Here is a 25,856-nt window from a genome sequence, read left to right on the forward strand (position 1 = left end):
TTCTACGCCCAACGCGGCTATCGCGTACTTCACGTATGTAACGAAATATATACGTCGTGGCGGCGTAGCGCGCCCGGGCCAGCCATCCGCCGGCAACCCGCCTGTTTTTTTACCCGGTTTTCCACCATTCGAGCCCTATGCCAGAATTGCCAGAAGTCGAAGTCACACGGCGCGGTGTCGCGCCCCATCTCGAAGGCCGCGCCGTGCGCTCCGTCGTGCTGCGCCGCGACGGCCTGCGCTGGCCCTTCCCCCCTGCCCTGGGCGAGCAACTGTCGGGGCAAACCATCGGCCTGACGGGGCGGCGCGGCAAGTACCTGCTGATCCACTTCCGCCACGGCACCCTGATCATCCACCTGGGCATGTCGGGCCATTTGCGCGTGCTGCCGACGGGGACGGAGGCGCAAAAGCACGACCATTTCGACCTCATCGTGGAAGACGCGGAAGGCGGCAGCCAGGTACTGCGCATGACGGACCCGCGCCGCTTTGGCGCCGTGTTGTGGCACGACGAGGCCGACGGCCCGCTCGACGGCCACGCGCTGCTGCGCGGCCTGGGCACGGAACCGCTGGAAGGCGGCTTCACGGGCCAGCTGCTGTTCGAGAAAACGCGCAACAAGGGTACCAACATCAAGCAGGTGCTGATGGCGGGCGACATCGTCGTCGGCGTGGGCAATATCTATTGTTCCGAAAGCCTGTTCCGCGCGGGGATCAACCCGAAGACGCCAGCCCGGCGCATCGGCCTGGCCCGCTATGAGAAACTGGCGCAATCGATCCGCGACGTGCTGGCAGAAGCCATCGTGCAGGGCGGCAGCACCCTGCGCGATTTCATCGGCGTGAACGGCCAGTCCGGCTACTTCCAGCAGACGTATTTCACGTACAACCGCGCGGGCAAGCCATGCCGCGTGTGCGGCGCGCCGATCCGCCAGATCGTCCAGGGACAGCGTTCCACGTTTTACTGCGTGAATTGTCAAAAGTAGCCACACTCACAGAGGGAGCCAGATGGTCAGAGACCTGGAACAATACAGCGCATGGCGGCAGGACGTACAGGCCGCCTTGCAGGCATACCGGCAAGCCGCCAGCGCGGCGGGCCTGGTCGACGGCGCCTCCGCGCTGCGCCTGGCGCGCTGTGGCTCCCGCCTGGCCGACGACCGTTTATCGGTCGCCTTCGTAGCGGAATTCTCGCGCGGCAAATCCGAGCTGATCAACGCCATCTTCTTTGCCGGCTACGGCCAGCGCATCCTGCCCTCGGGCGCGGGCCGCACCACCATGTGTCCCACCGAGCTGCTGTACGACGCGGCCTGGCAGCCGTCCATCCGCCTGCTGCCCATCGAGACGCGCGCGCAGAACCTGTCGACCAGCGACTACCGCGATCTGCCCGCCGCCTGGACCGTCCTGCCCCTGAACATCGACGCGGGCGGCGACATGCAGGAAGCCATCCGCCAGGTCAGCCTGACGAAAAAAGTCAGCATCGAAGAGGCGGCGCGCTACGGCCTGTACGACGCCGACGATGCGGACGCCCCCGCCATGCTGGACGAGGACGGCCAGGTGGAAATCTCCATGTGGCGCCACGCCATCATCAACTTCCCCCATCCGCTGCTGAAACAGGGCCTGGTGATCCTCGACACGCCCGGCCTGAACGCCATCGGCACGGAACCGGAACTGACCCTGAACCTGATCCCGAATGCGCACGCGGTGCTGTTCATCCTGGCGGCCGACACGGGCGTCACGCGCAGCGACATCGAGGTATGGCGCAACCATATCGGCGCCGGCGCGGGGCGCCTGGTGGTGCTCAACAAGATCGACAGCATGTGGGATGAGTTGCGCGGCGATGCCGAGGTGGCGCAAGCCATCGAACGCCAGCAGGCCAGCGTGGCGCACCTGCTGATGCTGGATGCTGGCCAGGTGTTTCCCGTCTCGGCGCAAAAGGCCCTGGTGGGCAAGATCAACCAGGACGCGGCGCTGCTGGAAAAGAGCCGCTTGCAGGCGCTGGAGACGGCCCTGTTCGAGGAGCTGATCCCCGCGCGCAAGGAGATCATCCGGCGCCAGCTGGCGTTCGACCTGGACGCCATCGAAGCGGCGCAGCAGGTGCAGGCGGCGGCACGCGCGCGCGGCATCGCCGAGCAGTTGCACGAGCTGCACAGCCTGCGCGGCAAGAACCAGAGCGTGATCGCGCACATGATGCGCCGCATCGATATCGAGAAGAAGGAATTCGACAGCAGCCTGTTCAAGCTGCAAGCGACGCGCGCCGTGTTTACCCGCCTGTCGACGGAGCTGTACACGAGCCTGGGCATGGACATCGTGCGCGACGATATCGATGGCGTGCGCGCGGCCATGCAGCGCAGCCGCTTTTTCACGGGCTTGCGCGAAGCCGTGCGCCAGTATTTCGAGCGCATCGCCAGTAACCTGGACCGCTCGGAAGGCAAGACGGCCGAGATCACGGAAATGATGAACGTGATGTACCGCAAATTCGCCACCGAACATGGCTTGGCGCTGGCCTTGCCGATGCCGTTTTCCCTGGCCCGCTACCGCCAGGAGATCGCCGATATCGAAGCCGTCTACCATAAGCAGTTCGGCACGGCCACCCTGCTGACCACCAGCCGGGTCGTGCTGATGGAAAAATTCTTCGACACCATCGCCTCGCGCGTGCGCCGCAGTTTCACCAACGCCAACGACGACGCCAGCGCCTGGCTGAAAGTCATCATGGCGCCCCTCGAAGCGCAGATCGTCGAGTACAAGGAACAGCTGAAACTGCGCTTTGCCTCGATCCAGCGCATCCACGACGCCACGGGCAGCCTGGAACAGAAAATCGCCGGCTTTGAAGCCAGCCTGGCGGCGCTCGAACGCGACAAGGCCCAGCTGGCGCAATTGCTCGCTGCCTTGCGCGCCGCCAGCGCAAGCTGAGCGCAACATCAGCAACATCAAACAACAGAACACTGGAACCCTGCATGAAACGTCTGCTGCATCCGCTCTCGCCCGCCACGGGCGCGGCACCTTTAGAAGACTATATCGACCCTAGTTTTTCCGCCACCATCATCGCCTGGCAAAAGCAGCATGGCCGCCATGCGCTGCCATGGCAAAACACGCGCGACGCCTATTTGATCTGGCTGTCCGAAATCATGCTGCAGCAAACGCAGGTCACCGCCGTACTCGGCTACTACGCGCGCTTCCTCGAACGCTTTCCTACCCTGCGCGATTTGGCGGCAGCCCCCGTGGAAGACGTGATGGCGCAGTGGAGCGGCCTCGGTTACTACACGCGGGCGCGCAACCTGCACAAGTGCGCGCAGCGCGTGGTCGCCGAATACGATGGCGTCTTCCCCAGCGACCCGGCCCTGCTGGCCGACCTGCCCGGCATCGGCCGCTCGACGGCGGCCGCCATCTCCGCGTTTTCCAGCGGCACGCGCGCAGCCATCATGGACGGCAACGTCAAGCGCGTCTTTGCGCGCACGTTTGGCATCGACGCCTATCCCGGCGAAAAACGCGTCGAGGAAGCCATGTGGCGCCGCGCCGAAGCACTGCTGCCCGCAGCGGGAATAGATTCAGGCATCGAAGCCTACACACAGGGCCTGATGGACTTTGGCGCCACCCTGTGCACGCGCAGCAGTCCCGATTGCGGCCGCTGTCCGCTGCAGCCGCGCTGCGTGGCCTACGCCACCGGCCGCACCAAGGATCTGCCCGTGCGCAAACCGAAGAAAACCAGCCCGGAAAAACACGCCGTCATGCTGGTCATCATCGACGACGGCAAGGTGCTGCTGGAGCAGCGCCCGGGCTCGGGCATCTGGGGCGGCTTGCTGTCCTTGCCCGAACTCGATGGCCACGTGCTGGCCGGCGAGGACTGTCCGCGCGACATCGACCAGGATGCGCTGGCGCGCGCCGTGGCGCCATTCGGCCAGATCGAAACGCAGGAACGGCTGCTGCCCATCGTGCACGTGTTTACCCACTACAAGCTGCACATCGTTCCCTGCCGCATCACCCTGGCGCGGCGCCTGGCGCTGGCCGGAGAGTCCACGCACGTCTGGTACGACGGCGCGAAAATCGCGGACGCGCCACTGCCAGCGCCCATCAAGAAACTGCTGCTGGACCTGTTCGGCGATGCGCGTTCGGCGCAGCGCAGCATGTTCTAGTGCGGCGTTTTTTACTCTTCGCACTGACGGCGCTGTGTTTGCACGGCGCTCAAGCGGCTGACGAGCTGCCGGAGGTACGCATCGGTGTACTCGCCTACAAGGGTGGCGACGCCGTGCAGCAGGATTGGTCGTACGTGACGCGCCACCTGCAGGCCAGCATTCCCGGCATCCGCTTCATCCTGGCCGACTACGACCAGGCGGGCCTCACGCGCGCCGTGCAGTCGCAGGCCATCGCTTTTGCCATCACCAGCAGCGGCCATTACGTGGCGCTCGAACACAGCGACGGCGCCAGCCGCATCGCCACGCTCGAATCGCCGTGGACGGAGTCGCCGCGCCAGGCCATCGGTTCGGCCATCGTCGTGCGCAACGCCTCGCCGCTGCACGATCTGGCCGACCTGGCGGGCAAGAACGTGATGGCCGTGGCGCCCGATGCGTTTGGCGGCTACCAGATCGCCGCGCGCGAACTGCGCGAAGCGGGCATCGATCCCGCGCATGATTTTGCCAGCCTGCGCTACAGCGGTTTCCCTTCGCAGCAGATCGTCGACGCCGTGCGGTCAGGGCACATGGATGCGGGCATCGTGCGCACCTGTTTGCTGGAACAGATGGTGGCGCGCGGCGAAGTGCGGACCGATGAACTGCGCGTGATCACCACGCGCCCGATACCCGGATTTCGCTGCGCCAGCTCGTCTCGGCTGTATCCGGACTGGCCCTTCGTGGCCCTGCGCCAGACGCCGCCCGCGCTGGCGAAAAAAGTGGCGCAGGCCCTGCTGGCCATGCCGCGCACAGATGAAGGCTACAGCTGGACGGTGCCCAGCGATTACCAGATCGTCGATGAGCTGTTCCGCGACTTGCGCATCGGCCCCTACGCCTACCTGGACAAGCTGACGTTCGAGACGGCGCTGCGCCGCTACTGGGGCTGGATGCTGCTGGTGCTGGCCCTGCTCGTGGCCTGGGCCGTGCACACGGTGCGCGTGGAATACCTGGTCAGCCGGCGCACGGAGCAATTGCGCGCCGCCCAGCACCAGCAGCGCGCGCTGGAAGAGCAGGCACGCCAGCGCCAGGCCACGCTCGACCACACGGCGCGCCTGGCGATCCTGGGCGAGATGGCCAGCGCCATCGCGCACGAATTGAACCAGCCGCTGGCAGCCATCGGCAATTTCGCGCGCGGCATGGCGCGCCGCATCACGGCGGGCCGGCTCGATGCGGCGCCCCTGCTCGACGGCGCGCAGGAAATCGCCACGCAAAGTGAACGCGCGGGCGCCATCATCCGCCACATCCGCGCGATGGCGCGAAAGCGTCCCGCGCACAGCACGGCCTTCGCCCTGGCCGACGCCGTCGAGCAAGCGGTATCGCTGTTCCGCGCGGCCCATCCGCAAGCGAGGATAGCCTGGCGCCACGAGACGGTCAGCGCTGCACCGCGCGTGCTGGCCGACCCGCAGCAGGTGCAGCAGGTGCTGCTCAATCTGCTCAAGAATGCGCTCGATGCGCAGGTAGAAAACGGCAATCCGCAGCACGCCATCGGCGTGCTGCTGCACCGCGAAAACGGCGCCTGCACGGTGGCCGTGCGCGACGCCGGCTGCGGCCTGCCGACGGCGCAGATGGCGCGCCTGTTCGAACCGTTTTTTACCACCAAGGCCGAAGGCCTGGGACTGGGCATGTCGCTCAGCAAAAGCATCATCGAATCGTTCGGCGGCAGCCTGTCGGCACATGCCAATGCCGATACGCCGGGCTTGACGGTCTGGTTCCGCCTGCCCGAAGATACCGGCATGGACGCACACAAGGAAATACAAGAGGAAACACCATGAATGAAAGCGATGCGATCATCTTTGTCGTCGACGACGACGCCGCCATGCGCCGCTCGCTGGCCTATCTGTTCGATTCAGCCGGCTGGCAAGTGCAGACGTTTGAATCGGCACGCGATTTCCTGCAGCGTTACGATGGCCATGTACCCGGCTGTCTGCTGCTCGACGTGCGCATGCCTCTGATGAGCGGACTGGAACTGCAACAGGAATTGAATAATAAGACCGGGCACGCCATATCGCTGCCCGTGATTTTCCTCAGCGGCCACGGCGACCTGGCCATGGCCGTGCAGACGATGAAGGCGGGCGCCTGCGATTTTCTGGAAAAGCCGTGCAAGGACCAAGTATTGCTGGACGCCGTCTCGCGCGCCGTGGCCCGCAGCGTGGAAGAAAGCCGCAGCGCCGCCAGCGCGAATACGGCGCAATCAGCGCTGGCCAGGCTCACCGCGCGCGAGCGTGAAGTGGCACTGCTGATGGCCGAAGGCAAAGCCTCGAAAGTCATCGCCCGCGAACTGGGCATCAGCGACAAGACGGTGCAGGTGCACCGCCATAACACGATGGAAAAACTGGGCCTGCATTCGGCAGCCGAGGTAGCCCGGTTGCTGATGGCAGGTGGCCAGATCTAGGCCCGCACGATGCGCGCCGGCAGTCCCTGCCGCACCGACGTGCCCGAGACAGGATCGACAAACACGTTCTTGTCGCCGCGGCTCGGGTCCGTCAGCCCCAGGTCATTCAGGTTGATGCCCGCGCCGATGGCCGGCTCGTCGGGCTGGCGCAGCTTGCCGATGCGGTGCGCGCGCGCGCCATGCTCCTTGTGGCCGAAACCGTGTTCGATGGCGATCACGCCCCGCTGCACGCCATGGCGCAGCATCACCGTCGCCCTGGCCCTGCCGCCCGGCGTTTCCAGATAAATCTCGTCGCCATTTTCCAGCTTCAAGCGGGCCGCGTCGTCGGGATGCACGGCGACGGGGTTGTCCGGATGGATGCCGCGCAAGCGCCGCGCGCCGATGCTGTAGGAGTTCTGCAGCGCAGATTTAAAACTGATCAACTCGAACGGCCACTCGCTGGCAGGATAGGCTTTGCGCACGGGCGTGCCGTCGGCAAACGCCGCCACTCTCCACGCGGGCGTGCCGGGGAAACGCTTGCCGCTCAAGCTGTTCTTGCTCACGCCCAGTCCCTCGTTGTACAGCATCATCGGTTTCAGATAGCGGTGCGTGGACCAGTCCTGCGGATACGGCGTCTCGTCGATCACGGGTGCAGGCGCTGCCGGCGCCTTGGGATTCGCCGGCGGCGGCAAACGCAGGCCGAACATCTCGCCATAGCTCTGGTAGCGCCCTCCCCGCGCCAGCATGAAGGCCACCTTGCGCCACTCTTCCGGCTTCAGGGTGCGCTCCAGTTCAGGGCGGATGCGCGCCACGCCGGACAAATCGATATCGTCGTCGCTGGCCTCCGGCACGGATGTTTTGCCTTGCCAGGCGATGTTGGCGCCGCCGCGCAGATACCAGTCTTCCGCACGCTGCAAGGGAAAGCGCTGGCCATCCATGTCCTGCAAGGCGTCCGGGCCGAAGCCGGGCAAGGCCATCGTCTTTGCCAGCGCGATGAAGAACGATTCCATGCAGATGGTCTGGCCGTCCGGCGTTTTCTGCACGCGCGGTTCGACCACGGGCCAGCGCGCCGTGCTCATTTTGACGGGCATGCCGCCCCAGGCGCCGGCCCAGCCCCAGCTTTCATACAGCAAGGTGTCGGGCAGCAGGTAGTCGGCAAAGGCCGAGCTTTCATTGATGAAGGGGTCGATGGCGACGATCAGGGGAATCTTCTTCGGATCGGCCAGCTCCTTGCCGATCTGCGCGCGCAAGCCCGTGATGCCGTAGACAGGATTACAGCTCCACAGGATCAGCGCCTTCAGGGTGTACGGGTAGCCGTTCATGGCGCTGGTGAGCCATTCTGTCGCCAGCGCGGGCGCGTTCGGATACCACGGCGCCTTGGCCGGATACGCCTTGCCCGCTTCTTTCTTCAGCTTGAATTCCGAGGTTTTTTCATATGGCACATTGCGTCCGATCGGCATGCCGGCCGCCTTGATCTCTCCGTCGAAACTCTCAAGGTTATAGCGCGGACCGGGTCCCGCATCCTTGAAGCTGCCGCCGTTGACGAGGGTGCCGCCCTTGCGGTTCAAATTGCCGATCAGGGTGTTGAGCATGACCAGCGCGTACGCGTTATAAAAGCCGGCGCCCGACATCATGCCGCCGTGCGCATTGACGGCGGCGCGCTTGCCATGGCTGGTCAGTTCCTGCGCCAGGCCTTCGATGATGTCGCGCGCGATGCCGCAGGCGGCGGCATAGTCATCCATGCTGTGGCGCTGCGCTTCCTCGTTGAGCATCGTCATGGCCGTCTTCAGGTGCAGCGGCGCGCCGGCCACGTCCAGCGGGCCGTCGAAGAACAGGCGCGCCTCGCCCTTGGCGGCATTGTGCGGCACGATGGCTTGGGTGGCGGCATCGATCACGCAGAAAGCGTCGCCATCCTTGTAGCGCTCGTCTTCCGCCAGTTCCACCTCACCGATATCGGACGCGCGCAGGTAGCGGCCGTCGCGCGGATGGCCCTTCTCGTTGATGATCAAATGCGTGGCGTTGCACCAGGCGGCTTCGCCCGCCGCTTCCGCCACCTTCAGGTTCGGCTGCACGAGGAAGTTGCGGTCATAGCGTTCGTGCTCGATGATCCAGCGGATCATGGCCATGGCCAGCGCGCCATCCGTGCCAGGCTTGATCGGTACCCAGCGGCTGCGGTCGCCCGCGGCCAGGCTGTCCGCATTCGTCAACACGGGGTCGACGACGACGTAGCTGAATTCGCGCTTGCCCGAGCGGGCTTTCGCGATCAGGGTGCCCTGGCGCTTGAACGGGTTGCCCGCATTGCCCGGCGCCGTGCCGACGAAAATGCAGAACTCCGTGTTTTCCAGGTCCACTTTCGCGTGCGGCATTTTCTTCATGTCGCCGAACATGGCGCCCGAGCCGCTGCGGTAGGCGCCGCCGCAATACGAACCGTGGTTGACCAGGTTCAAACTGCCGTACGACTGCTTGAAAAACCGCGTGCCGAACGCCAGGCGGCCATCGTCGGTGCTGCACATCAGGCCCACCTGGTTGACTTGCGGACCCAGCTCCGGCTGCGCCGGATCGATCGGCTTTTCCAGCTCGCGCAAGGCGCGCAGCCCCTGCACGTGGCCTTCGCCAAACAGGTCGCCGCCTTCCGTCACTTCCTTCACCAGCTGGTCGAAGGCGATCGGTTCCCACTGGCCGCCCCCGCGCGGTCCCACGCGCTTCATGGGCGCCAGCACGCGGAACGGCGACTCCATCTGTTCCAGCACGCCATTGCCGCGGCCGCAAGCGGTCGAGCGCCCTTTCAAGCCCTGTTCCTGGAAGCGCGACAGCGACACAAAGCTGTCGCGTACCGAGGTTTGATATGGCAGTGCCGGGTCGGCCGACAGGGGGCTGTAGGGATTGCCCGCCACGCGCAGCACCTTGCCGCTTTTCTTGTCGAGGCGCACGCGCACGCCGCAAAACGTGGTGCAGCCCATGCACATGGTGTAGCTCACCTGCTGGTCGGGATTGACCGTCAATTTCCCCGTCGCCGTGTCGACGGAAAACTCGGGTTGCAGGGAATTGCCATGCAGTTTCTGCACGGGTTTATCCTTGCCCAGCGCATGGTCGACCATGCGGCCGGCCGTGGTGGAAAAGCTGGCGGCAAATGCGGCCAGCCCGCCGCCGATGGCGCCGTAGCGCAGCAGCTTGCGGCGTTTTTCATTCTCGTCTTCAGGGACGTCGTTGTGTATGTGTTCGTTCATGGTTGACTCCTCAGTGCGTGGCCATGGCAGGACGGGTGCGTGCAGCGACAACGCGTCCGGCCCATGGCAAAAATTCCAGCATCAGCAACAGCAGCGCGATCCACAAACCGGCCGTGCCGATAATCCCCATCAAGCCATCGTTCCCCATCGGCAGGTGGTAGTCGTACAGGCCCGCGCCCGTTTTCGGGATCGTCTGGCCGCCGATGAAAATCGTCCAGCGCATCATCCAGGCGCTATGCAGCGCGATCAGGCCATTGACCAGGCCACTGCTGACCGGGCGCCAGATGGCCAGAGCCATCGGCACGATGGACGACAGCACGGCCCAGACGGCAGTGAACTGCCATTGCGGCATGCCGGCCACCTGGGTAAATGCCATGCTGTGGCTGGCGCTCACGCCGGAGAGACTGACGAACAGCCAGCCGCCGCCCAGCGCCAGCACCAGCGCCAGCGACAGGGCCAGCGCGCGGTTCAGCGCCACTTCCAGCACCTGGTCGCGGCCCGGCAGGAAGCGGTTGAACAACAGCGCCAGGCCCACCGCTCCGACAAAGGCCGTGGCGGCAAATTGCGCCGGCAGGAAAGGCGTGAACCACAGGGGCCTGGCACGCACCACCATCACTTCCATGCCCGTGTACAGGCCCACGACAAAGGCGGCCAGCAAGGTGAAGGCGGCAGCGGTAATGATGGCCTTGCGCGATGCGGCGCCACCGCGCCCCAGCAGGCGATAGGCAAAGGCCAAACGGTCCTGGCCCTGTCCCCGCGCGGCGAAGTCCACGCGCAGCGCCAGCCACGCGTACAGCATCAAACAGCCCAGATACAGGGGAATGAAGAACGCGCCCCACGACATCCACGACTGCGGCTGGAAGTAAAGATAAAAGTGGTAGAAGCGGCCCGGCCCGTGCAAGTCGGCCAGCAGCGCCACGGGCGCCGTCATGCCGCAGACGAGCGACGCCAGCAGCGCTATGCGCCCCAGGCGTTCATACGCCTTGCGGCCGAAGACGAAGTACGGCAAGGTCAGCATGAAGCTGCCATAACTGAGGCCGATGAGGAAAAAATACTGCACTGCCCACGGCAGCCATGCCGCTTCGCGCGTGACGTTGACAATTTCGGTGATGTGGCTGTCCATGGTTTATTTCCCGTGTTTGCTCGGTTGCCAAAGAGTCGCTTCGCCCTCGACGTGGCCGGCGAAGCGCGTATCCAGTCCCAGGTAGAACACGTGGGGCTGGGTGCCCTGCTCGGGTTTCAGCACCTTCACCTTGTTCTCGCTGAGCAGCTGGTGCACCAGGCTTTCCGGATCATTGAGGTCGCCGAAGATGCGCGCGCCGCCCACGCAGGTTTCCACGCAGGCCGGCAGCAAGCCTTCGTCGACCCGGTGCGCGCAGAACGTGCATTTGTCGGCCTTGCCCGTCTCGTGGTTAATGAAGCGCGCGTCGTACGGGCAGGCCTGCACGCAGTAGGCGCAGCCCACGCAGCGGTCGCCGTCGACGACGACGACGCCGTCCTTGCGCTGGAAGGTGGCGCCCACGGGACAGACGGGAATGCAGGGGGGATTGGCGCAATGGTTGCACAGACGCGGCAGCATGTAGGTGCCGCAACGGTTCTCTTCCTTGACTTCATAGGTCGAGACGACGGTGCGGAAGCTGTTTTCCGGCACGGCGTTTTCCATGATGCAGGAGACCGTGCAAGCCTGGCAGCCGATGCATTTCTGCACATCGACCACCATCGCCCAGCGCTGGCCGCCTTCGCCCTTGGTGGCCGCCTTGCTGGGTAGCGGCGCGATGGCCGCTCCGATGGTTACGGCTGGCAAGGCGCGCAAGAAACTGCGGCGCGATTCAATCATGGCACTCTCCTTGACTATGGGCGGCAAGCCCTTGTTGACTTGCTGCCATGATAGAAAAGAAGTTGCCGTACGGATATTGGGGTGATCGTGCGGGAACCTAGATGATCATGCCGATTGACAGGATCAACAATGCGGAGTAGGTCAGATTAGCGGGGCCGCCGAGGCGCGCCAGCGCGTAATCCGACAACATTGTTGGCATGAAGTGTCGTGGTATCGCGCAGACATGTCGGATTACGCTGCGCTAATCCGACCTACGTCAGATTCCCCATGACCGCTTGCATTGGTAGGTCGGGTTAGCCGGCACGGCGTAACCCGACATGAAGCGTCGCGCGGGCATGTCAGTCCACGCAGTGACCGTTACAGCTCGTCGAGCGAATACAGCCGGCGGTGCTCGCGGATCGCGTAGCGGTCCGTCATGCCGGCGATATAGTCGGCGATCTTGCGCGCCTGCTTTGTCACATCATCGCCGTTGACCTGATAATCGGGCGGCAGCAGGGCCGGTTCGGCCATGAAGCTGTCGTACAGTTCGCGCACGATGCGGCTCGCTTTTACGCGCATGCGGTTGACCTGGTAGTGGCGGTACAGGTTCGCCCTTAAAAAGCGTTTCAGCTCCGTCGCATCACGGCGCATGGCATCCGAAAAACGGATCAGCGGAGGACTGGCGCGCACTTCGCTGACGTCGCGGGGAGCGGCGTCACCAATCAGGGCATTCGACGTGACGATCAGATCGTCGGCCAGCGCCGTGATCAGGCGGCGCAGGGTTTCATAGATGGCGCGGCGGCCCGACAGGCCGGGAAACGCCTGCTGCACCTCGCGCCACAGGCGGCCGAAGAATTCCACCTCTTCCAGCTGGTCGATGGTGATCAGACCGGAACGCAGGCCATCGTCGATATCGTGGCTGTTGTAGGCGATTTCATCGGCCAGGTTAGTCAGCTGTGCTTCCAGGGTCGGTTGCGTGCGGTCGATGAAGCGCTGCGCCACGGGTCCCAGTTCGCGCGCATGCGCCAGCGAGCAGTGTTTCAATATGCCTTCGCGCGTCTCGAACATCAGGTTCAAGCCATCAAAAGCGCCGTAGTGCTCTTCCAGTGTGTCGACCACGCGCAGGCTTTGCAGGTTGTGCTCGAAGCCGCCATGCTTCTGCATGCACTCATTGAGCACGTCCTGGCCCACATGGCCGAATGGCGTGTGGCCCAGGTCATGCGCGAGCGCGATGGCTTCCACCAGGTCTTCATTGAGGCGCAGGTTGCGCGCGATGGAGCGGCCGACCTGCGCCACTTCCAGGCTGTGCGTCAGGCGCGTGCGGAACAGGTCTCCCTCGTGGTTGAGGAAAACTTGCGTCTTGTATTCGAGGCGGCGGAAGGCCGAGGAGTGGATGATGCGGTCGCGGTCGCGCTGGAACTGGCTGCGCGAGGCGTGCGGCGCCTCGGCAAAGCGACGTCCCTGCCCCTGTGCCGAGTGAGCTGCGTAGGGAGCAAGGAAGTCTTCTGGCAGCATGTTATTGCACTCCGGCGGCCAGGGTGGCCAGCACCAGTTCGTGCGGCGCGGAGGTGATGTTCGGGCTGCCCAAGGGTTTGAGCAAGATGAACTTGATGGCGCCGCCCTCGTTCTTCTTGTCCACTTCCATCAGTTCCAGCCAGCGCTCGACACCGAGGTCCGGCGCCTTGATCGGCAGGCCGGCGGCGGCGACGAGCTTGCGCACGCGCTCCACGGCCGCCTGGTCGATATAGCCCATGCGGCAGGACAGGTCGGCCGCCATCACCATGCCGCAGCCGACGGCTTCGCCGTGCAGCCAGTGGCCGTAGCCCAGACCCGCCTCGATGGCGTGGCCGAAGGTGTGGCCGAAATTCAGGATGGCCCGCAAGCCGCCTTCGCGCTCATCCTGGCGCACCACGTCGGCCTTGATTTCGCACGAGCGGGCGATCGCATACGCCAGGGCGCCCTTGTCGCGCGCCATCAGCTTGGCCATGTTCGCCTCGATCCAGTCGAAGAAGGCCGCATCGATGATGGCGCCGTGCTTGATCACTTCGGCCAGGCCGGCCGACAGCTCGCGCGCCGGCAGGGTTTCCAGGGTCGAGGTGTCGGCGATCACGGCGCGCGGCTGATAGAAGGCGCCGATCATGTTCTTGCCCAGCGGGTGGTTGATGCCCGTCTTGCCGCCAACGGAGGAATCGACCTGCGCCAGCAGGGTGGTGGGCACCTGCACGAAGCCGATGCCGCGCATGTAGCTGGCCGCCGCATAGCCGGTCAGGTCGCCGATCACGCCGCCGCCCAGCGCCACGAGAGTGGTCTTGCGGTCGCATTTGTTGGCCAGCAGCGCGTCGAAGATCTGCATCAGGCTGGCCCAGTTTTTATATTCTTCGCCGTCCGGCAGGACGATGCTGATCACTTCGCGGCCATCGCTGGCCAGCGCCGCCTGCAGGCGGCCCAGGTACAGGGGGGCGACGGTGGTGTTGGTGACGATGGCCACCTTGTGGCCGCTGATATGGCGCAGCAGCGCGTCGGCGTCGGCCAGGAGGCCAGGACCGATGGCGATCGGATAACTGCGTTCGTCGAGGTCTACGCTCAACAACATTTTGGATTGCTCGTTCATCGAAGGCTCTGCATGAATGACGCAGTTGGGCGAGGCCTCGCATTCGAGGCTGGCCAGCTGCATCAGGATGGTCTGGACCATCGATTGTACGTTAGGACGGCCCGTGTCGATCACAATGTCGGCCACTTCCATGTAATGGGGCTCGCGCTGCGACGTCAATTCTTCCAGCTTGCCGCGCGGGTCGGCCGTCTGCAGCAGGGGACGGTTCTTGTCGTGGCTGGTGCGCGCGAGGATGTTGCTGACGCTGGCGCGCAGGTAGACGACCGTGCCCCGCTCCTTCAGGTAGGCGCGGCTGTCGGCGTTGAGGATGGCCCCGCCGCCCGTGGCCATGACGATGCCTTCCTGGGCGCTCAGGTCGCGGATGACCTCGGCCTCGCGCCGGCGAAAGCTGGCCTCGCCCTCGATTTCAAAGATCCACGGAATGGTCGCTCCCGTGCGTGCCTCGATTTCGTGGTCGGAATCGACAAAGCGCAAGCCCAGCTTGCGGGCCAGGATGCGCCCGATCGTGGTTTTGCCTGCGCCCATGAGGCCGACAAGAAAGATATTACTGTTGGAAATTTCGGACACTTTTATATCAATCAGAAAATAAACGCACACCACGAGCAGCCTGCCCCCTGCGCAGTACTGCCCGTTCCCCTAGCGTCAAGGACAAGAGAATGCCAGTTTAAACGGATAACTGGTGGTATTGCCCAGCGGCGTGGTCACCGTCAAATTAAACGTGCTGGTCAACGGGATCGTACAGCTGGTCGGCGTCAGGCTGTTAATTGTAACGGCATGCCAGCTTCCCTGGTTACCCTGAATGTTGCTTCCGGTCCTGTCATCGACACCGAAGGCGTTATGCGGGAAGACATTTTGCACGCTGGTGGGCGATATGGTGGCGCTACCGTTGACCATGTTGGTAATCGACACCGTGCTGCCGGAAGGCATGGGATTCTGGCGTGCATCGCTGAGCCGCACACTGAATTGACGCACATCCGCAGCCTTCACGGTGCCCAGATCATAGGCGCTGCCGTCGAGACTGACGCTATGTGCGCCATCGAGCAATGTGACATTCTCGGCGTGACTGCCGCTCAGGAAAATGGCCGTTCTGACAAACAGCGGCTTGCTGCCGTCGGTCGTGCTGGCACAGATCAACGCCAGGCCTGGCCATGGTTTGTCTGCCGTACCGCCATTGCTGACATCATTGCAGGGCGTGACGGGAGGATTGCTTGCCGTGCGCGGCTCCTGGCTGCGGAAGTCGACCGAGCAACCGCCATTGGAGGTGATGCACCCGCCCATGCTGGACGATCCAATGGCGCCCAGGCTGCTCTGGAATGCGACGGGCGTACCGTCAGGAACAGGATTGCCCGCCTGGTCGGCCAGCAACACCGTGACAGTGGTCGCCGGCGTGTTCAAGGTACTGTCATACGACCAGCCTTCCACATTCGACTTGCCCACGCTGATCGAGAATCCCGACTGCACGGGCTTGCCGGTCGTGACGAGGATGGAGTCGGAATACGTATTCATATACGGCGAGGATTTCAGCGCCGCCTTCACGCGGAACGTGGTCGGCGTAGTACCGGAATTGACCGTGGTAATGACCTCGCCATTGGCATCGGTGGTGTCCGTCAACTTATTGAGGGTGACGGCAGCCCCGTCGTCCAGCGAGAACGTCACATCCTGGCCGGCAAGCGGCTTGTTAAAGGTGTCGAACACGCGGAACGTGAGCGTCGCAGTTTCCGTGCGCAGCAGGCCGCCCTGTCCCTTGATCACGATGGACTTGCCTGCCGGGCTGACGGCTGACAGCTGTATCGATGCCGGCGCGGGGGAGCCAACAGGCAGGGACGAGTGCGTGGCGCTGTTACTGCCAACCACGCTGGCATTGATCTTGTCGGTGTTGCTGCAACCGAGATCGCGATACACGACCGTTGCCTTGCCGTTATTGGCAGCAACGTCCGTTGCCACACTGGCCTTTCCTGCCAAAATGCAGGGCGAGCTAAATCGGACCGTCGCGCCAGGCCCCAGGTATGGGGTTCCGCCCGTCATAATATCGCCGGAATAGATATCCACCGACATGGTCGTGGAGCCATACGCAGCGATACTATTCGGCAGGAATGTCAAGTTCAACGCAAACAATTCGGTGGCCCCGAGCACATAGTTGGCCTGGCTATTGGCGGTGGCGCCATTGACGCTGGTGGTGGCCTGCAATGTACTGGCACCACTGACCAGCAGGCTGACTGGCCGCAAGATGACGCTGGCCATGCCATTGTCGTCAGTCAGCGCCGTGCCCGTCGAGGACGACAGCGTGGCCAAAGCGTTGTCGGTAGAAAACAATACCAGCGCACCGCTGATCGGTTTCCCGCTCAGATCGGTGACTACGGCCTTGGCCGTCAGCGGAGTCGCGCTCGACAGCGCGTTACTGGCGCTGCCGCCGTTGAGCAGCGACAGCGTCATTTTTGCACCCGCAGCCTGCTCCGTCTTGATCGCATAGCTCGCGTCGCCGCTTACCGTGGCGGTACCCGCCGCGACAGTCGCCGTCAGCTTGCCCGCGCCGGTGACCGTCGCATTCAAGGCCGAAATGGTGATGCTGGCATAGCCCTTGGCATCGGTCAGCGCCGTGCCGTTGGTTGACGACAACGATACCAGCGTGGCATCGCTTGAAAACGTGACCACCGCATTGCCGATGGGCGCACCATTCTTGTCGCTGACAAGCGCCTTGGCCGTCAACGGTGTCGTGCTGCTCAATGCATTGCTGGGCAGGCCCGCCCCGTTATACAAGGTCACGCTGACCGCCGCGGCCACGCCACCCGTCGTGCCGCCACTGCTGCCGCCATCGATGGTGGGATCACCACCACCGCCGCCACACGCGGCCAGCAAGGTGCCCAGCGCCAGCAAGACCAGCCAATTCGATACCCGACTCCAATAAGTGTTGCCCCAAGATACATTCCGCATAGTCGCCATCAGTCCGCTTTCGTGTGCATTGTTACTTAAACGTAAAGATGTGACATTAACGTGTTGCTGGCCGATCTGCCACTATTTTCGGCGTAATAAACACCATCAGTTCCGTTTTTTCTTGACTGCGGCCCGTGCTGCGGAAAAAAACACCGAGCACGGGGATGTCGCCCAGCAGTGGCACCTTGCTGTCCGTGCCCCGTTCGGATTGCTGATAGATGCCGCCCAGCACCACCGTGCCGCCGTCTTCCACCATCACCTGCGTGCGCACGTGCTTGGTGTCGATGGCGAAGCCGGAACGGGTTTCCTGGCCCACGCTATCCTTGTTGACATCCACTTCCAGTACCACGTTGCCGTCCGGCGTGATCTGCGGCGTCACTTCCAGGCGCAGGTTCGCCTTGCGGAATGTGATCGACGTGGCGCCGCTGCTGGTGGCCACCTGGTACGGCAGTTCGATGCCCTGTTCGATCAGCGCCAGCACCTTGTCGGCCGTCACCACGCGGGGGCTGGAAATGATCTTGCCCCTGCCGTCCGCTTCCAGCGCGGACAGTTCCAGGTTCAGGAAGCGATTGGCGGCCGCCGAAAACAGGCTCAGGGCGAAGCTGGCCGGCTGCAAGCCATTGATGCTGGCGGCTGGCAAGTTGACGAATTGCGTGTTCGGCACGAAGGCGCCGCTACCTGCCACCGTTTGCCCCGTCGCCTCGCCCACGCCCTGGTAGCTGCCGCCGATGGCCGCGCGGCGCCCGCTGCCCCCCAGGGAAAAACCGGGCAGCTGGCCCGCCGCCAGGCGCTGGTCCGTAAAACCCAGGCGCGCGCCCAGGTTGCGGCTGAAACTGTCGTTCGCCTCCACGATGCGCGCCTCGATCATTACTTGCCGTGTCGCAATATCTGTCTTGGCGATCAGTTGACGGATCTGCTCCAGGCGCGCCGGTACGTCGGTGACGAAGAGCTGATTCGTGCGCGGCTCGATCAGCACGCTGCCACGGCGCGACAGCAGCCGGCTGCGCCCTTCCCCCGCGTCCAGGCCGAACACGGTGCGGAACGCTTCGGCCTTCTGGTAATTGAGCTGGAAGATGGCCGACTGTAACGGCTCCAGTTCCGCGATCTGCGCACGCTGTTCCAGTTCCAGTTTTTCGCGTGCCAGCATTTCCTCGCGCGGCGCGATCCACAGCACGCTGCCATTGCGCCGCATGTCCAGGCCCTTGGCCTGCAGCAGCACGTCGAGCGCCTGGTCCCACGGCAAGTCGCGCAGGCGCAGGGTCACATTGCCCGCCACGCTGTCACTGGCGATGATGTTTTGGCCCGACGCATCGGCCAGGATATGCAGGGCCGCGCGCACGCCCACGTTCTGGAAGTCGACGGAAATCTTCTCGCCCGCATACAGGCGCGGGGCCGACACGTGCACCACGGCCTCCTGGGCAAGCCCGCAGGCATGCAGACACAGCAGGGCGGCCAGGAGCATGGGGCGCGGCCTCATGGCGCCGCCTCGGGCACGCTGGCCTTCGGCCCCGCTCCCGCCAACTGCAAGGCCAGGCTGCCGCGCCGCTCGCGCCAGGGACCATCCGCCTCGCGCAGCAATTCACGGTACTGCACAGCCTGTTCACTGATCCCCGTCACCACGCCGTGGTCTTGCCCCAGGTACTGGCCCACCGCTACCCGGTACACGCGCTGGCCCGCCAGCAGCAGCGCGCTCAGGCGCCCGTCCTGCTGCACGCTGCCGACCATGCTGATGGCTGGCAAGGGCACGCTTTCCAGCGCTTCGCGCACGCGGCGTGGGTCGGGCTCCGCCACAGTACCCAGCGGCCCCGTCGCGCTGGCCGGCGGCAATGCATTAAAAGGATCGGGCAAGGCGGCGGCCTCGTAGGGATGCGGCGCGACAGCGGCAAGCGGACGCCATGCCGGCGCCGCTGCCGGCGCGCCGGCCTTGGGGGCCAAAGCCGCTTGTACCAACCGCTCCCCCGCTGCGGGCAAGCGATACGCGTGCAGCACGGCATCGAGGGTCAGCAAGCGATCCTTGCCGAGGGTCAAGGCCAGCCCATGCACCGTGACGATGCGCGGCAGGCGCGCCAGGTCCGCCAGCAGCGCGCCCATAGCGTGGTAGCCGCCGCGCAACTGTATGGCGATCGGCAAGGCGACATAGGGCGCTTGCGGCTGGGCCGCACCGGGCTTGAACAGGGAAAATTGCAGTCCGCGCGACTGGCCTGCGGCATTAATCTGCGTCAACAGCAGCGCCATCGCCTGCTGGTCGGGCAGTTGCTGTTCCAGCAGGGCCAGTTCGGCGCCGGCTTGGCGCTGCTGTGCGCGCCATTGCGGCAACTGCTTCGCCCTGGCCTGCGCCGACAGATAGGCGGCGCGCAAGCGGGCCTGCTCGCCTTGCGCCGCCTGCACGGCAACACTCAGGCCATCCAGCCATGCAAGGTGCAGTACGGCCGCCACCAGCGTACCGGCCAGGGCAGCACAAGCGAGGCGCGCAGGTAGCGGCCACAGCGATGCAGTCTTCAAGCTCAGCATGATCAACCTCCAGGACTAGGTGCCAAAGCCAGCCGTACCGTCCATTCCACGGCGCCATCGGCCGCGCCGCGCACTTCCAGTCGCACTTCCACCAATTCCGGCCGGGACCAGGGCGCCGCCTGTTCCAGCGCCAGCAGCAGTGCCGCGACCTTGTCCTGCGACGCAGCCTGCCCCTGCAGACGCACCATCGCCGCTTCCTGGCGCACACTGTGCAAGGCCACGCCGGCCGGCATCGCCCGGGCCAGCACATCCAGCATGCGTACCCAGGCATTGCGTTGCTCTTGCAAACTGGCAATGGCCTGCTGGCGCAGCAGCAGCGCCGCCGTCTCGCCCTGCACCCGCTTGCTGGTGGCAAGGACAGCATCGACTTGCTGCATGGCACTGCGCCAGCCCTCCTGGCGGCGCAGCTGCGCGTCGAGCTCGTGCCGCTGCCAAGCGCCTGTCGCCAGGGCCAATAGCAATCCCAGCAGCGCCCCGCCCGCCAGTTGCCCCAGCAGCAGCTGAATACGCCTGCGCCGTGCCGCAGGGCGATACGGCAACAGGTTGATGCGCTGGACTTGCCCCCGGACCGTCATCGGGCGTACCGGTGCAAGGCCAGGCCCCAGGCCAGCTGGTATGCCACGCCACCGTCGGGCAAGGCTTGCCAGCCACCCTGCGCGAGCGCCGCCTGCAAGGCCAGCGCCTCGCTATCCATGACGACGGCCAGCAGGCCCGCGGCCCTGGCCGCATCGAGACGGCGCTGCACGCTGGCGCGCCGCGCCGCCACCAGCAGCACGTCGACCTCCTTGCCTGCCGTGCCGGGCAGCGGCGGCGCGGGGCCGAGAATGAAAAAATCCAGGCTGGCGTCTTCCAGCGCGAACGGCATGTATTGCGCCGCTTCCAGTTCCACGAGGATTTCCAGCTGTTCTTCCGCCAATCCGGCGGGCAAGCGGATCGCATGCGTGATCAGGGCCGTGGCCGGCATGGCCAGCGCCACCCGCGTGCAGGCGCTGCCACTGTCGCGGTGTGCATGGCGCAGGGCATCGGCCAGGCCCAGCATGTCCTCGACATTACCTTCCAGTATCACGCCGGGCGCCAGCGTGGCGGCGCCGCAATGCCGGCACGACAGCTTTCCCCGCCGGCGCCTCAACTCGACGACGCGCACGGCATCGTCCGCGATGTCGACGCCCAGCAAGCTGGTGCCAAGAAAATTGCTAATGGGCATGTTTTTCATAGAGAAACGTCAGCGTGGGAAGGGTTCCTGCCATCCGAAAGCCTAGTCCCGGCAGCGCTGGCTTGTAAACGGATTTCACGCCGGAGTGTGCTGCGCGCGGCGCCTATCTGGCCGGGCCGTGATCTGGCGCAGAATAATTGTTACCAAATCCTGGTTGCCAGCGGGCCAATACACGCTTATATAGAGTATCGGCAAGTTTCGACACTCCCCCCGGCAAGCGCCACAGCGCGCTGCCACCCCGGCAAGCTCGCTTATAATTGGCCGGCATAATTAACCGAAAGACATACGACGCATGACATCTTCAAAATCCGCTGGCCCCGCTGGCTCAAAGCCGCCCACCAAGGGCAGCAAACCCAAACGTTTCCTGCTGATGGCCCTGGCATCGCTGCTGGGCCTGGGCATCGTCGGCGTCTTGCTGGTGGTCTTTGGCCTGGCCATGGCCTATCCGAACCTGCCGGCGCTCGATACCTTGACCGATTACAAGCCAAAGATGCCGCTGCGCGTGTTCACGTCCGACAGCGTGCTGATCGGCGAATTCGGCGAGGAGCGCCGCAACATGGTGCACATCAAGGATATTCCCGATGTCATGAAGAAAGCCGTGCTGGCCATCGAAGATGACCGCTTCTATGAACATGGCGGCGTCGATTACCTGGGCATCACCCGCGCGGCCCTGCACAACCTGACGGGCGGCGCCAAGCAAGGCGCCTCGACCATCACGCAGCAGGTGGCGCGCAATTTCTTCCTGTCCAGCGAACAGACCCTGAAGCGCAAGGCGTATGAAGTCTTGCTGGCCTGGAAGATCGAGAAAAATCTCAGCAAGGACCAGATCCTCGAAGTGTATATGAACCAGATTTATCTGGGACAGCGCGCCTACGGTTTCGCTTCGGCCGCGCAAATCTATTTCGGCAAGAACATCCAGGACCTGACCGTGGCCGAAGCGGCCATGCTGGCCGGCTTGCCGAAAGCGCCGTCGGCCTACAATCCTGTCGTCAATCCGAAACGCGCGCGCATGCGCCAGCAATACATCCTGCAGCGCATGGCGCAGCTGGGCTACATCACGCCAGAGCAATACACGGAAGCCAAGAATGAAGAGCTGAAAGTGAAAACCGACAGCAGCGCCTTCGGCGTGCACGCGGAATACGTGTCGGAAATGGCGCGCCAGCTGGTCTACGAGCAATTCAAGGAAGACACCTACACGCGCGGTTTGAATGTCTACACCACCATCACCAAGGCAGACCAGGACGCCGCCTACATCGCCTTGCGCAAGGGCGTGATGGATTACGAAAAGCGCCACGGCTACCGCGGCCCGGAAGCGTATATCGAGATTCCGAAAACCAAGGCCGAAGCGGACGACGCGATCGAGACGGAACTGGCCGACCACCCGGACAGCGACGACATCATCGCCGCCATGGTGCTGCAAGCGTCGCCCAAATCGCTGCAGGCAGTCACGTCGGCCGGCGAGGAAATCACGATCACGGGCCCCGGCCTGACCTTCGGCGCGGCCTGGCTGTCGGAAAAAGCGGCGCCGAACCGCCGCATCAAGCGCGGCGCCGTGATCCGCGTCATGCAAGAAGGCAATGCCTGGGTCTTGACGCAAATGCCGGAAGTACAATCGGCGTTCGTCTCGGCCAGCACCACGGACGGCGCCATTCGCGCCATGGTGGGCGGCTTCGATTACAACCGCAACAAGTTCAACCACGTCACGCAAGCGTGGCGCCAGCCAGGTTCCGCCTTCAAACCCTTCATCTATTCCGCTTCGCTGGAACGGGGCCTGTCGCCGGCCACCATCATCAACGATGCGCCGATCTCGTTCGACGCGGGCCAGACGGGAGGCCAGGCGTGGGAACCGAAGAACTACGACAGCAAATACGATGGTCCGATGACCATGCGCAAAGGCTTGATGAAATCGAAGAACATGATTTCCATCCGCATCCTGCACAAGATCGGCGCCAAGTATGGCCAGGAATACGCGACGCGCTTCGGCTTTGACGCGGACAAGAACCCGCCGTACCTGACCCTGGCCCTGGGCGCCGGCAACGTGACGCCGCTGCAGATGGCGGGCGCGTATGCCGTGTTCGCCAATGGCGGCTACAAGATCAACCCGTACCTGATCGCCAAGGTGACCGATAGCGACGGCAATGTGTTGTCGCAAGCCAAGCCGGACCTGGCGGGAGAGGAAGCCAACCGGGTCATCGACGAGCGCAACGCCTTCATGATGAACAGCATGCTCAACGACGTCGTGCGCTTCGGCACGGCCAATAAAGCCATGGCCTTGAAGCGTCCCGACCTGGCCGGCAAGACGGGCACGACCAACGATTCGATCGACGCGTGGTTCGCCGGCTACCAGGCCAAGCTGGTGGGCATCGCCTGGATCGGCTACGACCAGCCGCGCAACCTGGGCAACCGGGAAACGGGCGGCGGCCTGGCCTTGCCGATCTGGATCAGCTACATGGCGAAAGCCCTGAAGAGCATCCCCGTCGAGGAACGCGCCGTGCCGGAAGGCCTGATCCATGTGGGCGACGAGTATTACTATGCGGAAAATCCACCGGGCACGGGCGTGGGCAGCCTGGAAGGCGCGGCGCGTGGCACGCCGGAGGAAGAGAAAGCGAAAGAGGCTGTGAAGAACGAGCTATTTTAAACACGTAGGCCGGGTAGGTTGGATTAGCGCGCAAGCGCGTCATCCGACAACATCGTTGGCGCCGGTGGTGGTGTCGGGTTACGGCCTGCGGCCTAACCCGACCTACCCGACACTGGACCACAAAAAATGGGCAGCCCGCAAAGGCTGCCCATTTTTTATGCATCACTTCAAACACTTACTTCAATACAACTGCCGCGCCCGCCTGCTCGCTGGCCATGGCCGACAAAGCCGCAAACAGTTCCGAACTGTCGCGCGTGTTGATCCACTCGTCGCCCACGCGCTTGTAGTGGAAACCGCCGGAACGGGCAGCCACCCACATTTCACGCATGGGGGCCTGGCTGTTGACGATGATTTTCGTGCCGTTATCGATGAACTCGATTTCCAGCACATTGCCGCTGCGGCTGCATTCGACGTCGAGCACGTCTTCATCGTTCAGCCGGTCCAGCGCCGCCTCGATCTGGGTCAGGGTGGCTTCGGCCAGGGCCAGGAATTCCGATTCGCTCATGCTACACTCCAAAGATCTTAATCAAACCGTGATTCTAATCGTGAAGTCATCCTCAGCGTTTTATATCGGCACCGCCATTGTGGTTTCTAGCGTCCTGGCCGGCTGCGGCCAGCCCGGCCCCCTGTACCTGCCCAAGCCGCCGGCGGCCAAGGGCGCGCCAGCCAAAGGCCCGGTCGAACCGGCGCCCGTGCCGCCACCACCGGTGATCGTGCCAGCAAGCTAAGCCGAGCGTACCGGGGTGGCAGCCTTGGCCGCCCTGGCGCTCTTCTCTCGCTTGCTCCAGGCGAAAACCACGCGGATTAACAGCAGTAGCGCGACGATGCTGCCGAACAGGATCGGTTGCGCGAAATTATTCTTGCCCGCCTTCATCCACCAGAAGTGCAAGATACCCAGCGGCGCGATGACATAGATCAAGCGGTGCAGCCACTGCCAGCGCTTGCCCCCCAGGCGTTTCACCATGCCGTTCGTGCTCGTCACGGCCAGCGGAATCAGCAGCACGAAGGCGATGAAACCCACCGTGATGAACGGACGCTTGAGCACATCCTTCCACATTTCCTGCACGTCGAAAAAGTGATCAAACCATAAAAAAGTGGTGAAGTGCAGCGCCGCGTAGAAAAAGGCGAACAGGCCCAGCATGCGCCGCAGCTTGATCAGCCAATTCCATTGCGTGAAGCGCCGCAAGGGCGTGACAGCCAGGCTGATGCACAGGAAATACAGGGTCCAGTCGCCCGTGCCGCGCGTGATGAATTCCAGCGGCTCCACCAGTTGCCCCGTGTACGTCAGCCAGACCATGCGCGCGAACGGCAGCAGCGCCAGCAAGAAGATCAGGCTTTTCAGCAGCGACAACTGCCTGCCCGTGGGATTGATGGCCATGGTATTTCCTTAAAAGAACTTCTTCAGATCCATGCCCGCATACAAGGAAGCGACATCGTTGTAGCCATTGAACATCAGGGTCTTGCGCTTGCGGGTGAGAAAACCGTCTTCGCCGATGCGCCGCTCGGAAGCTTGCGACCAGCGCGGATGATCGACGTTCGGATTCACGTTCGAGTAAAAACCGTATTCGGACGGCGCCGACAGGTTCCAGGAGGTGCGCGGCTGCTCCTTGACGAAACGGATCTTGACGATGGATTTGGCGGATTTGAAACCATATTTCCACGGCAAAACCATGCGCACGGGCGCGCCATTCTGATTCGGCAAGGTTTCGCCATACATGCCCAGGGTGAGCAGCGCCAGCGGATGATTCGCTTCATCGATGCGCAAGCCTTCCGTGTAGGGCCACTGCAGCACGCGGCTGCCCACGCCTGGCATCTGCTTCTTGTCGGCCAGGGTGATGAATTCCACATACTTCGCATTGCCCGTCGGCTCGACCTTCTTGATGATTTCCGAGAAGGAATAACCGACCCACGGGATGACCATCGACCAGCCTTCCACGCAGCGCAAGCGGTACACGCGCTCTTCCAGCGGCGCCAGCTTCAGCAGCGCGTCGAGGTCCAGGGTCATGGGCTTCTTGACTTCGCCCTCGATGCTGACTGTCCATGGCCGCGTGCGCAAGGTGCCCGCGTTTTGCGCCGGATCGCTCTTGTCCGTGCCGAATTCGTAGAAATTGTTGTAGCTGGTGGCGTCTTTATAGGCCGTCTGCTTTTCCAGCGCCGAATAGGCAGGATTGAGCTTGGCGGCCAGCTTGGGATTGGTGCCTTGCGCGAACGCTTCGCGGCTGGCCATTTCCAGCAAGGCCGCGCTGGACACGGAGCCCAGGGCGATTTGCTTGATGAAGCTGCGGCGCGATTCAAACACGGCACGCGGCGTGATTTCGGAAGAATACGGCAACTCAATGCCGTTGGGACTGCGCTTGATCAACATGGCGGCTCCGGGAAAAGGTGAT

19 protein-coding genes and 1 pseudogene are annotated in these 25,856 nt (G+C 63.8%); 7 read left to right on the forward strand and 13 right to left on the reverse strand.

The genetic code is table 11. The annotated features are described in order from the left end of the window. Window positions 1-137: 137 nt before the first annotated feature. From mutM to IGS58_RS25955, 5 genes are read left to right on the forward strand one after another with little or no spacing between them, the layout of a single operon-like run. Window positions 138-974 (forward strand): bifunctional DNA-formamidopyrimidine glycosylase/DNA-(apurinic or apyrimidinic site) lyase, encoded by an 837-nt coding sequence (gene mutM, locus IGS58_RS25935; RefSeq protein ID WP_034778336.1) that lies wholly within the window; start codon window positions 138-140, stop codon window positions 972-974. Between the two features lie 22 nt (window positions 975-996). Next, window positions 997-2,898: a dynamin family protein gene (locus tag IGS58_RS25940; RefSeq protein WP_230523066.1), complete on the forward strand. Its 1,902-nt coding sequence runs from the start codon at window positions 997-999 to the stop codon at window positions 2,896-2,898. Window positions 2,899-2,942: 44 nt separating this feature from the next. Then, window positions 2,943-4,118 carry an A/G-specific adenine glycosylase gene (gene mutY, locus IGS58_RS25945; protein ID WP_070259546.1) on the forward strand — a complete coding sequence of 392 codons (1,176 nt, stop codon included), beginning with the start codon at window positions 2,943-2,945 and terminating at the stop codon, window positions 4,116-4,118. A 38-nt stretch (window positions 4,119-4,156) separates the two neighbouring features. Further along, a complete protein-coding gene (locus IGS58_RS25950; RefSeq protein ID WP_230523067.1) occupies window positions 4,157-5,923 on the forward strand; it encodes a sensor histidine kinase in 1,767 nt (588 codons plus the stop codon). After that, complete coding sequence (locus IGS58_RS25955; RefSeq protein WP_034778325.1) at window positions 5,920-6,543, forward strand: response regulator transcription factor; 624 nt, start codon at window positions 5,920-5,922, stop codon at window positions 6,541-6,543. Before IGS58_RS25950 ends, IGS58_RS25955 begins: the two co-directional genes overlap by 4 nt. On the opposite strand, the gene IGS58_RS25960 is transcribed toward IGS58_RS25955, so the two are convergent. The 10 genes and pseudogenes from IGS58_RS25960 to pilM form a co-directional block, all read right to left on the reverse strand. Further along, window positions 6,540-9,749: a molybdopterin dinucleotide binding domain-containing protein gene (locus IGS58_RS25960; RefSeq protein WP_230523068.1), complete on the reverse strand. Its 3,210-nt coding sequence runs from the start codon at window positions 9,747-9,749 to the stop codon at window positions 6,540-6,542. The two genes, IGS58_RS25955 and IGS58_RS25960, sit on opposite strands and share 4 nt — an antisense overlap. 10 nt (window positions 9,750-9,759) lie before the next feature. Beyond that, window positions 9,760-10,872, reverse strand: a complete 1,113-nt coding sequence (gene nrfD / locus IGS58_RS25965) for an NrfD/PsrC family molybdoenzyme membrane anchor subunit (RefSeq protein WP_230523069.1) — start codon at window positions 10,870-10,872, stop codon at window positions 9,760-9,762. 3 nt (window positions 10,873-10,875) lie between these two features. Continuing rightward, on the reverse strand, window positions 10,876-11,586 hold the full coding sequence (gene dsrO / locus IGS58_RS25970; protein WP_230523070.1) for a sulfate reduction electron transfer complex DsrMKJOP subunit DsrO: 711 nt from the start codon (window positions 11,584-11,586) through the stop codon (window positions 10,876-10,878). 357 nt (window positions 11,587-11,943) lie between these two features. After that, a complete protein-coding gene (locus IGS58_RS25975) occupies window positions 11,944-13,080 on the reverse strand; it encodes a deoxyguanosinetriphosphate triphosphohydrolase (protein WP_230523071.1) in 1,137 nt (378 codons plus the stop codon). A gap of 1 nt (window position 13,081) precedes the next feature. Beyond that, complete coding sequence (gene aroKB / locus IGS58_RS25980; RefSeq protein WP_034778314.1) at window positions 13,082-14,701, reverse strand: bifunctional shikimate kinase/3-dehydroquinate synthase AroKB; 1,620 nt, start codon at window positions 14,699-14,701, stop codon at window positions 13,082-13,084. Between the two features lie 117 nt (window positions 14,702-14,818). Next, complete coding sequence (locus tag IGS58_RS25985) at window positions 14,819-17,050, reverse strand: Ig-like domain-containing protein (RefSeq protein WP_230523072.1); 2,232 nt, start codon at window positions 17,048-17,050, stop codon at window positions 14,819-14,821. A gap of 112 nt (window positions 17,051-17,162) precedes the next feature. Beyond that, window positions 17,163-18,488: pseudogene (locus IGS58_RS25990) on the reverse strand (type IV pilus secretin PilQ); the annotation flags it as partial. Between the two features lie 92 nt (window positions 18,489-18,580). Continuing rightward, window positions 18,581-19,618, reverse strand: coding sequence for a pilus assembly protein PilP (locus IGS58_RS25995; protein WP_070259532.1), 1,038 nt, complete (start codon window positions 19,616-19,618; stop codon window positions 18,581-18,583). A gap of 2 nt (window positions 19,619-19,620) precedes the next feature. Beyond that, entirely contained in the window at window positions 19,621-20,193 is a 573-nt protein-coding gene (locus tag IGS58_RS26000; RefSeq protein WP_230523073.1) for a PilN domain-containing protein, read from the reverse strand. Further along, on the reverse strand, window positions 20,190-20,822 hold the full coding sequence (gene pilM, locus IGS58_RS26005) for a pilus assembly protein PilM (RefSeq protein WP_230523074.1): 633 nt from the start codon (window positions 20,820-20,822) through the stop codon (window positions 20,190-20,192). The genes IGS58_RS26000 and pilM overlap by 4 nt, the downstream gene beginning before the upstream one ends. 301 nt (window positions 20,823-21,123) lie before the next feature. Between pilM and IGS58_RS26010 the strand changes: the two genes are divergently transcribed. After that, on the forward strand, window positions 21,124-23,469 hold the full coding sequence (locus IGS58_RS26010) for a penicillin-binding protein 1A (RefSeq protein ID WP_046681678.1): 2,346 nt from the start codon (window positions 21,124-21,126) through the stop codon (window positions 23,467-23,469). 175 nt (window positions 23,470-23,644) lie between these two features. Here IGS58_RS26010 and cyaY read toward each other — a convergent pair whose 3' ends face one another. Further along, window positions 23,645-23,974, reverse strand: a complete 330-nt coding sequence (gene cyaY / locus IGS58_RS26015; RefSeq protein WP_034778305.1) for an iron donor protein CyaY — start codon at window positions 23,972-23,974, stop codon at window positions 23,645-23,647. Here cyaY and lptM point away from each other — a divergent pair. Continuing rightward, the gene (lptM, locus tag IGS58_RS29110) at window positions 23,973-24,197 is read left to right on the forward strand and encodes an LPS translocon maturation chaperone LptM (RefSeq protein WP_268989974.1); all 225 of its coding nucleotides are present in this window, start codon (window positions 23,973-23,975) and stop codon (window positions 24,195-24,197) included. The two genes, cyaY and lptM, sit on opposite strands and share 2 nt — an antisense overlap. Here the strand turns inward: lptM and IGS58_RS26025 are convergent. Further along, entirely contained in the window at window positions 24,194-24,847 is a 654-nt protein-coding gene (locus IGS58_RS26025) for a sulfite oxidase heme-binding subunit YedZ (protein WP_230523076.1), read from the reverse strand. The genes lptM and IGS58_RS26025 overlap by 4 nt on opposite strands. A gap of 9 nt (window positions 24,848-24,856) precedes the next feature. Further along, window positions 24,857-25,834 (reverse strand): protein-methionine-sulfoxide reductase catalytic subunit MsrP, encoded by a 978-nt coding sequence (msrP, locus tag IGS58_RS26030; RefSeq protein WP_034778301.1) that lies wholly within the window; start codon window positions 25,832-25,834, stop codon window positions 24,857-24,859. Between the last annotated feature and the right edge of the window lie 22 nt (window positions 25,835-25,856).

Source organism: Janthinobacterium sp. EB271-G4-7A (genome assembly GCF_020858075.1).
GTDB classification, from domain to species: Bacteria; Pseudomonadota; Gammaproteobacteria; order Burkholderiales; family Burkholderiaceae_D; genus Janthinobacterium; species Janthinobacterium lividum.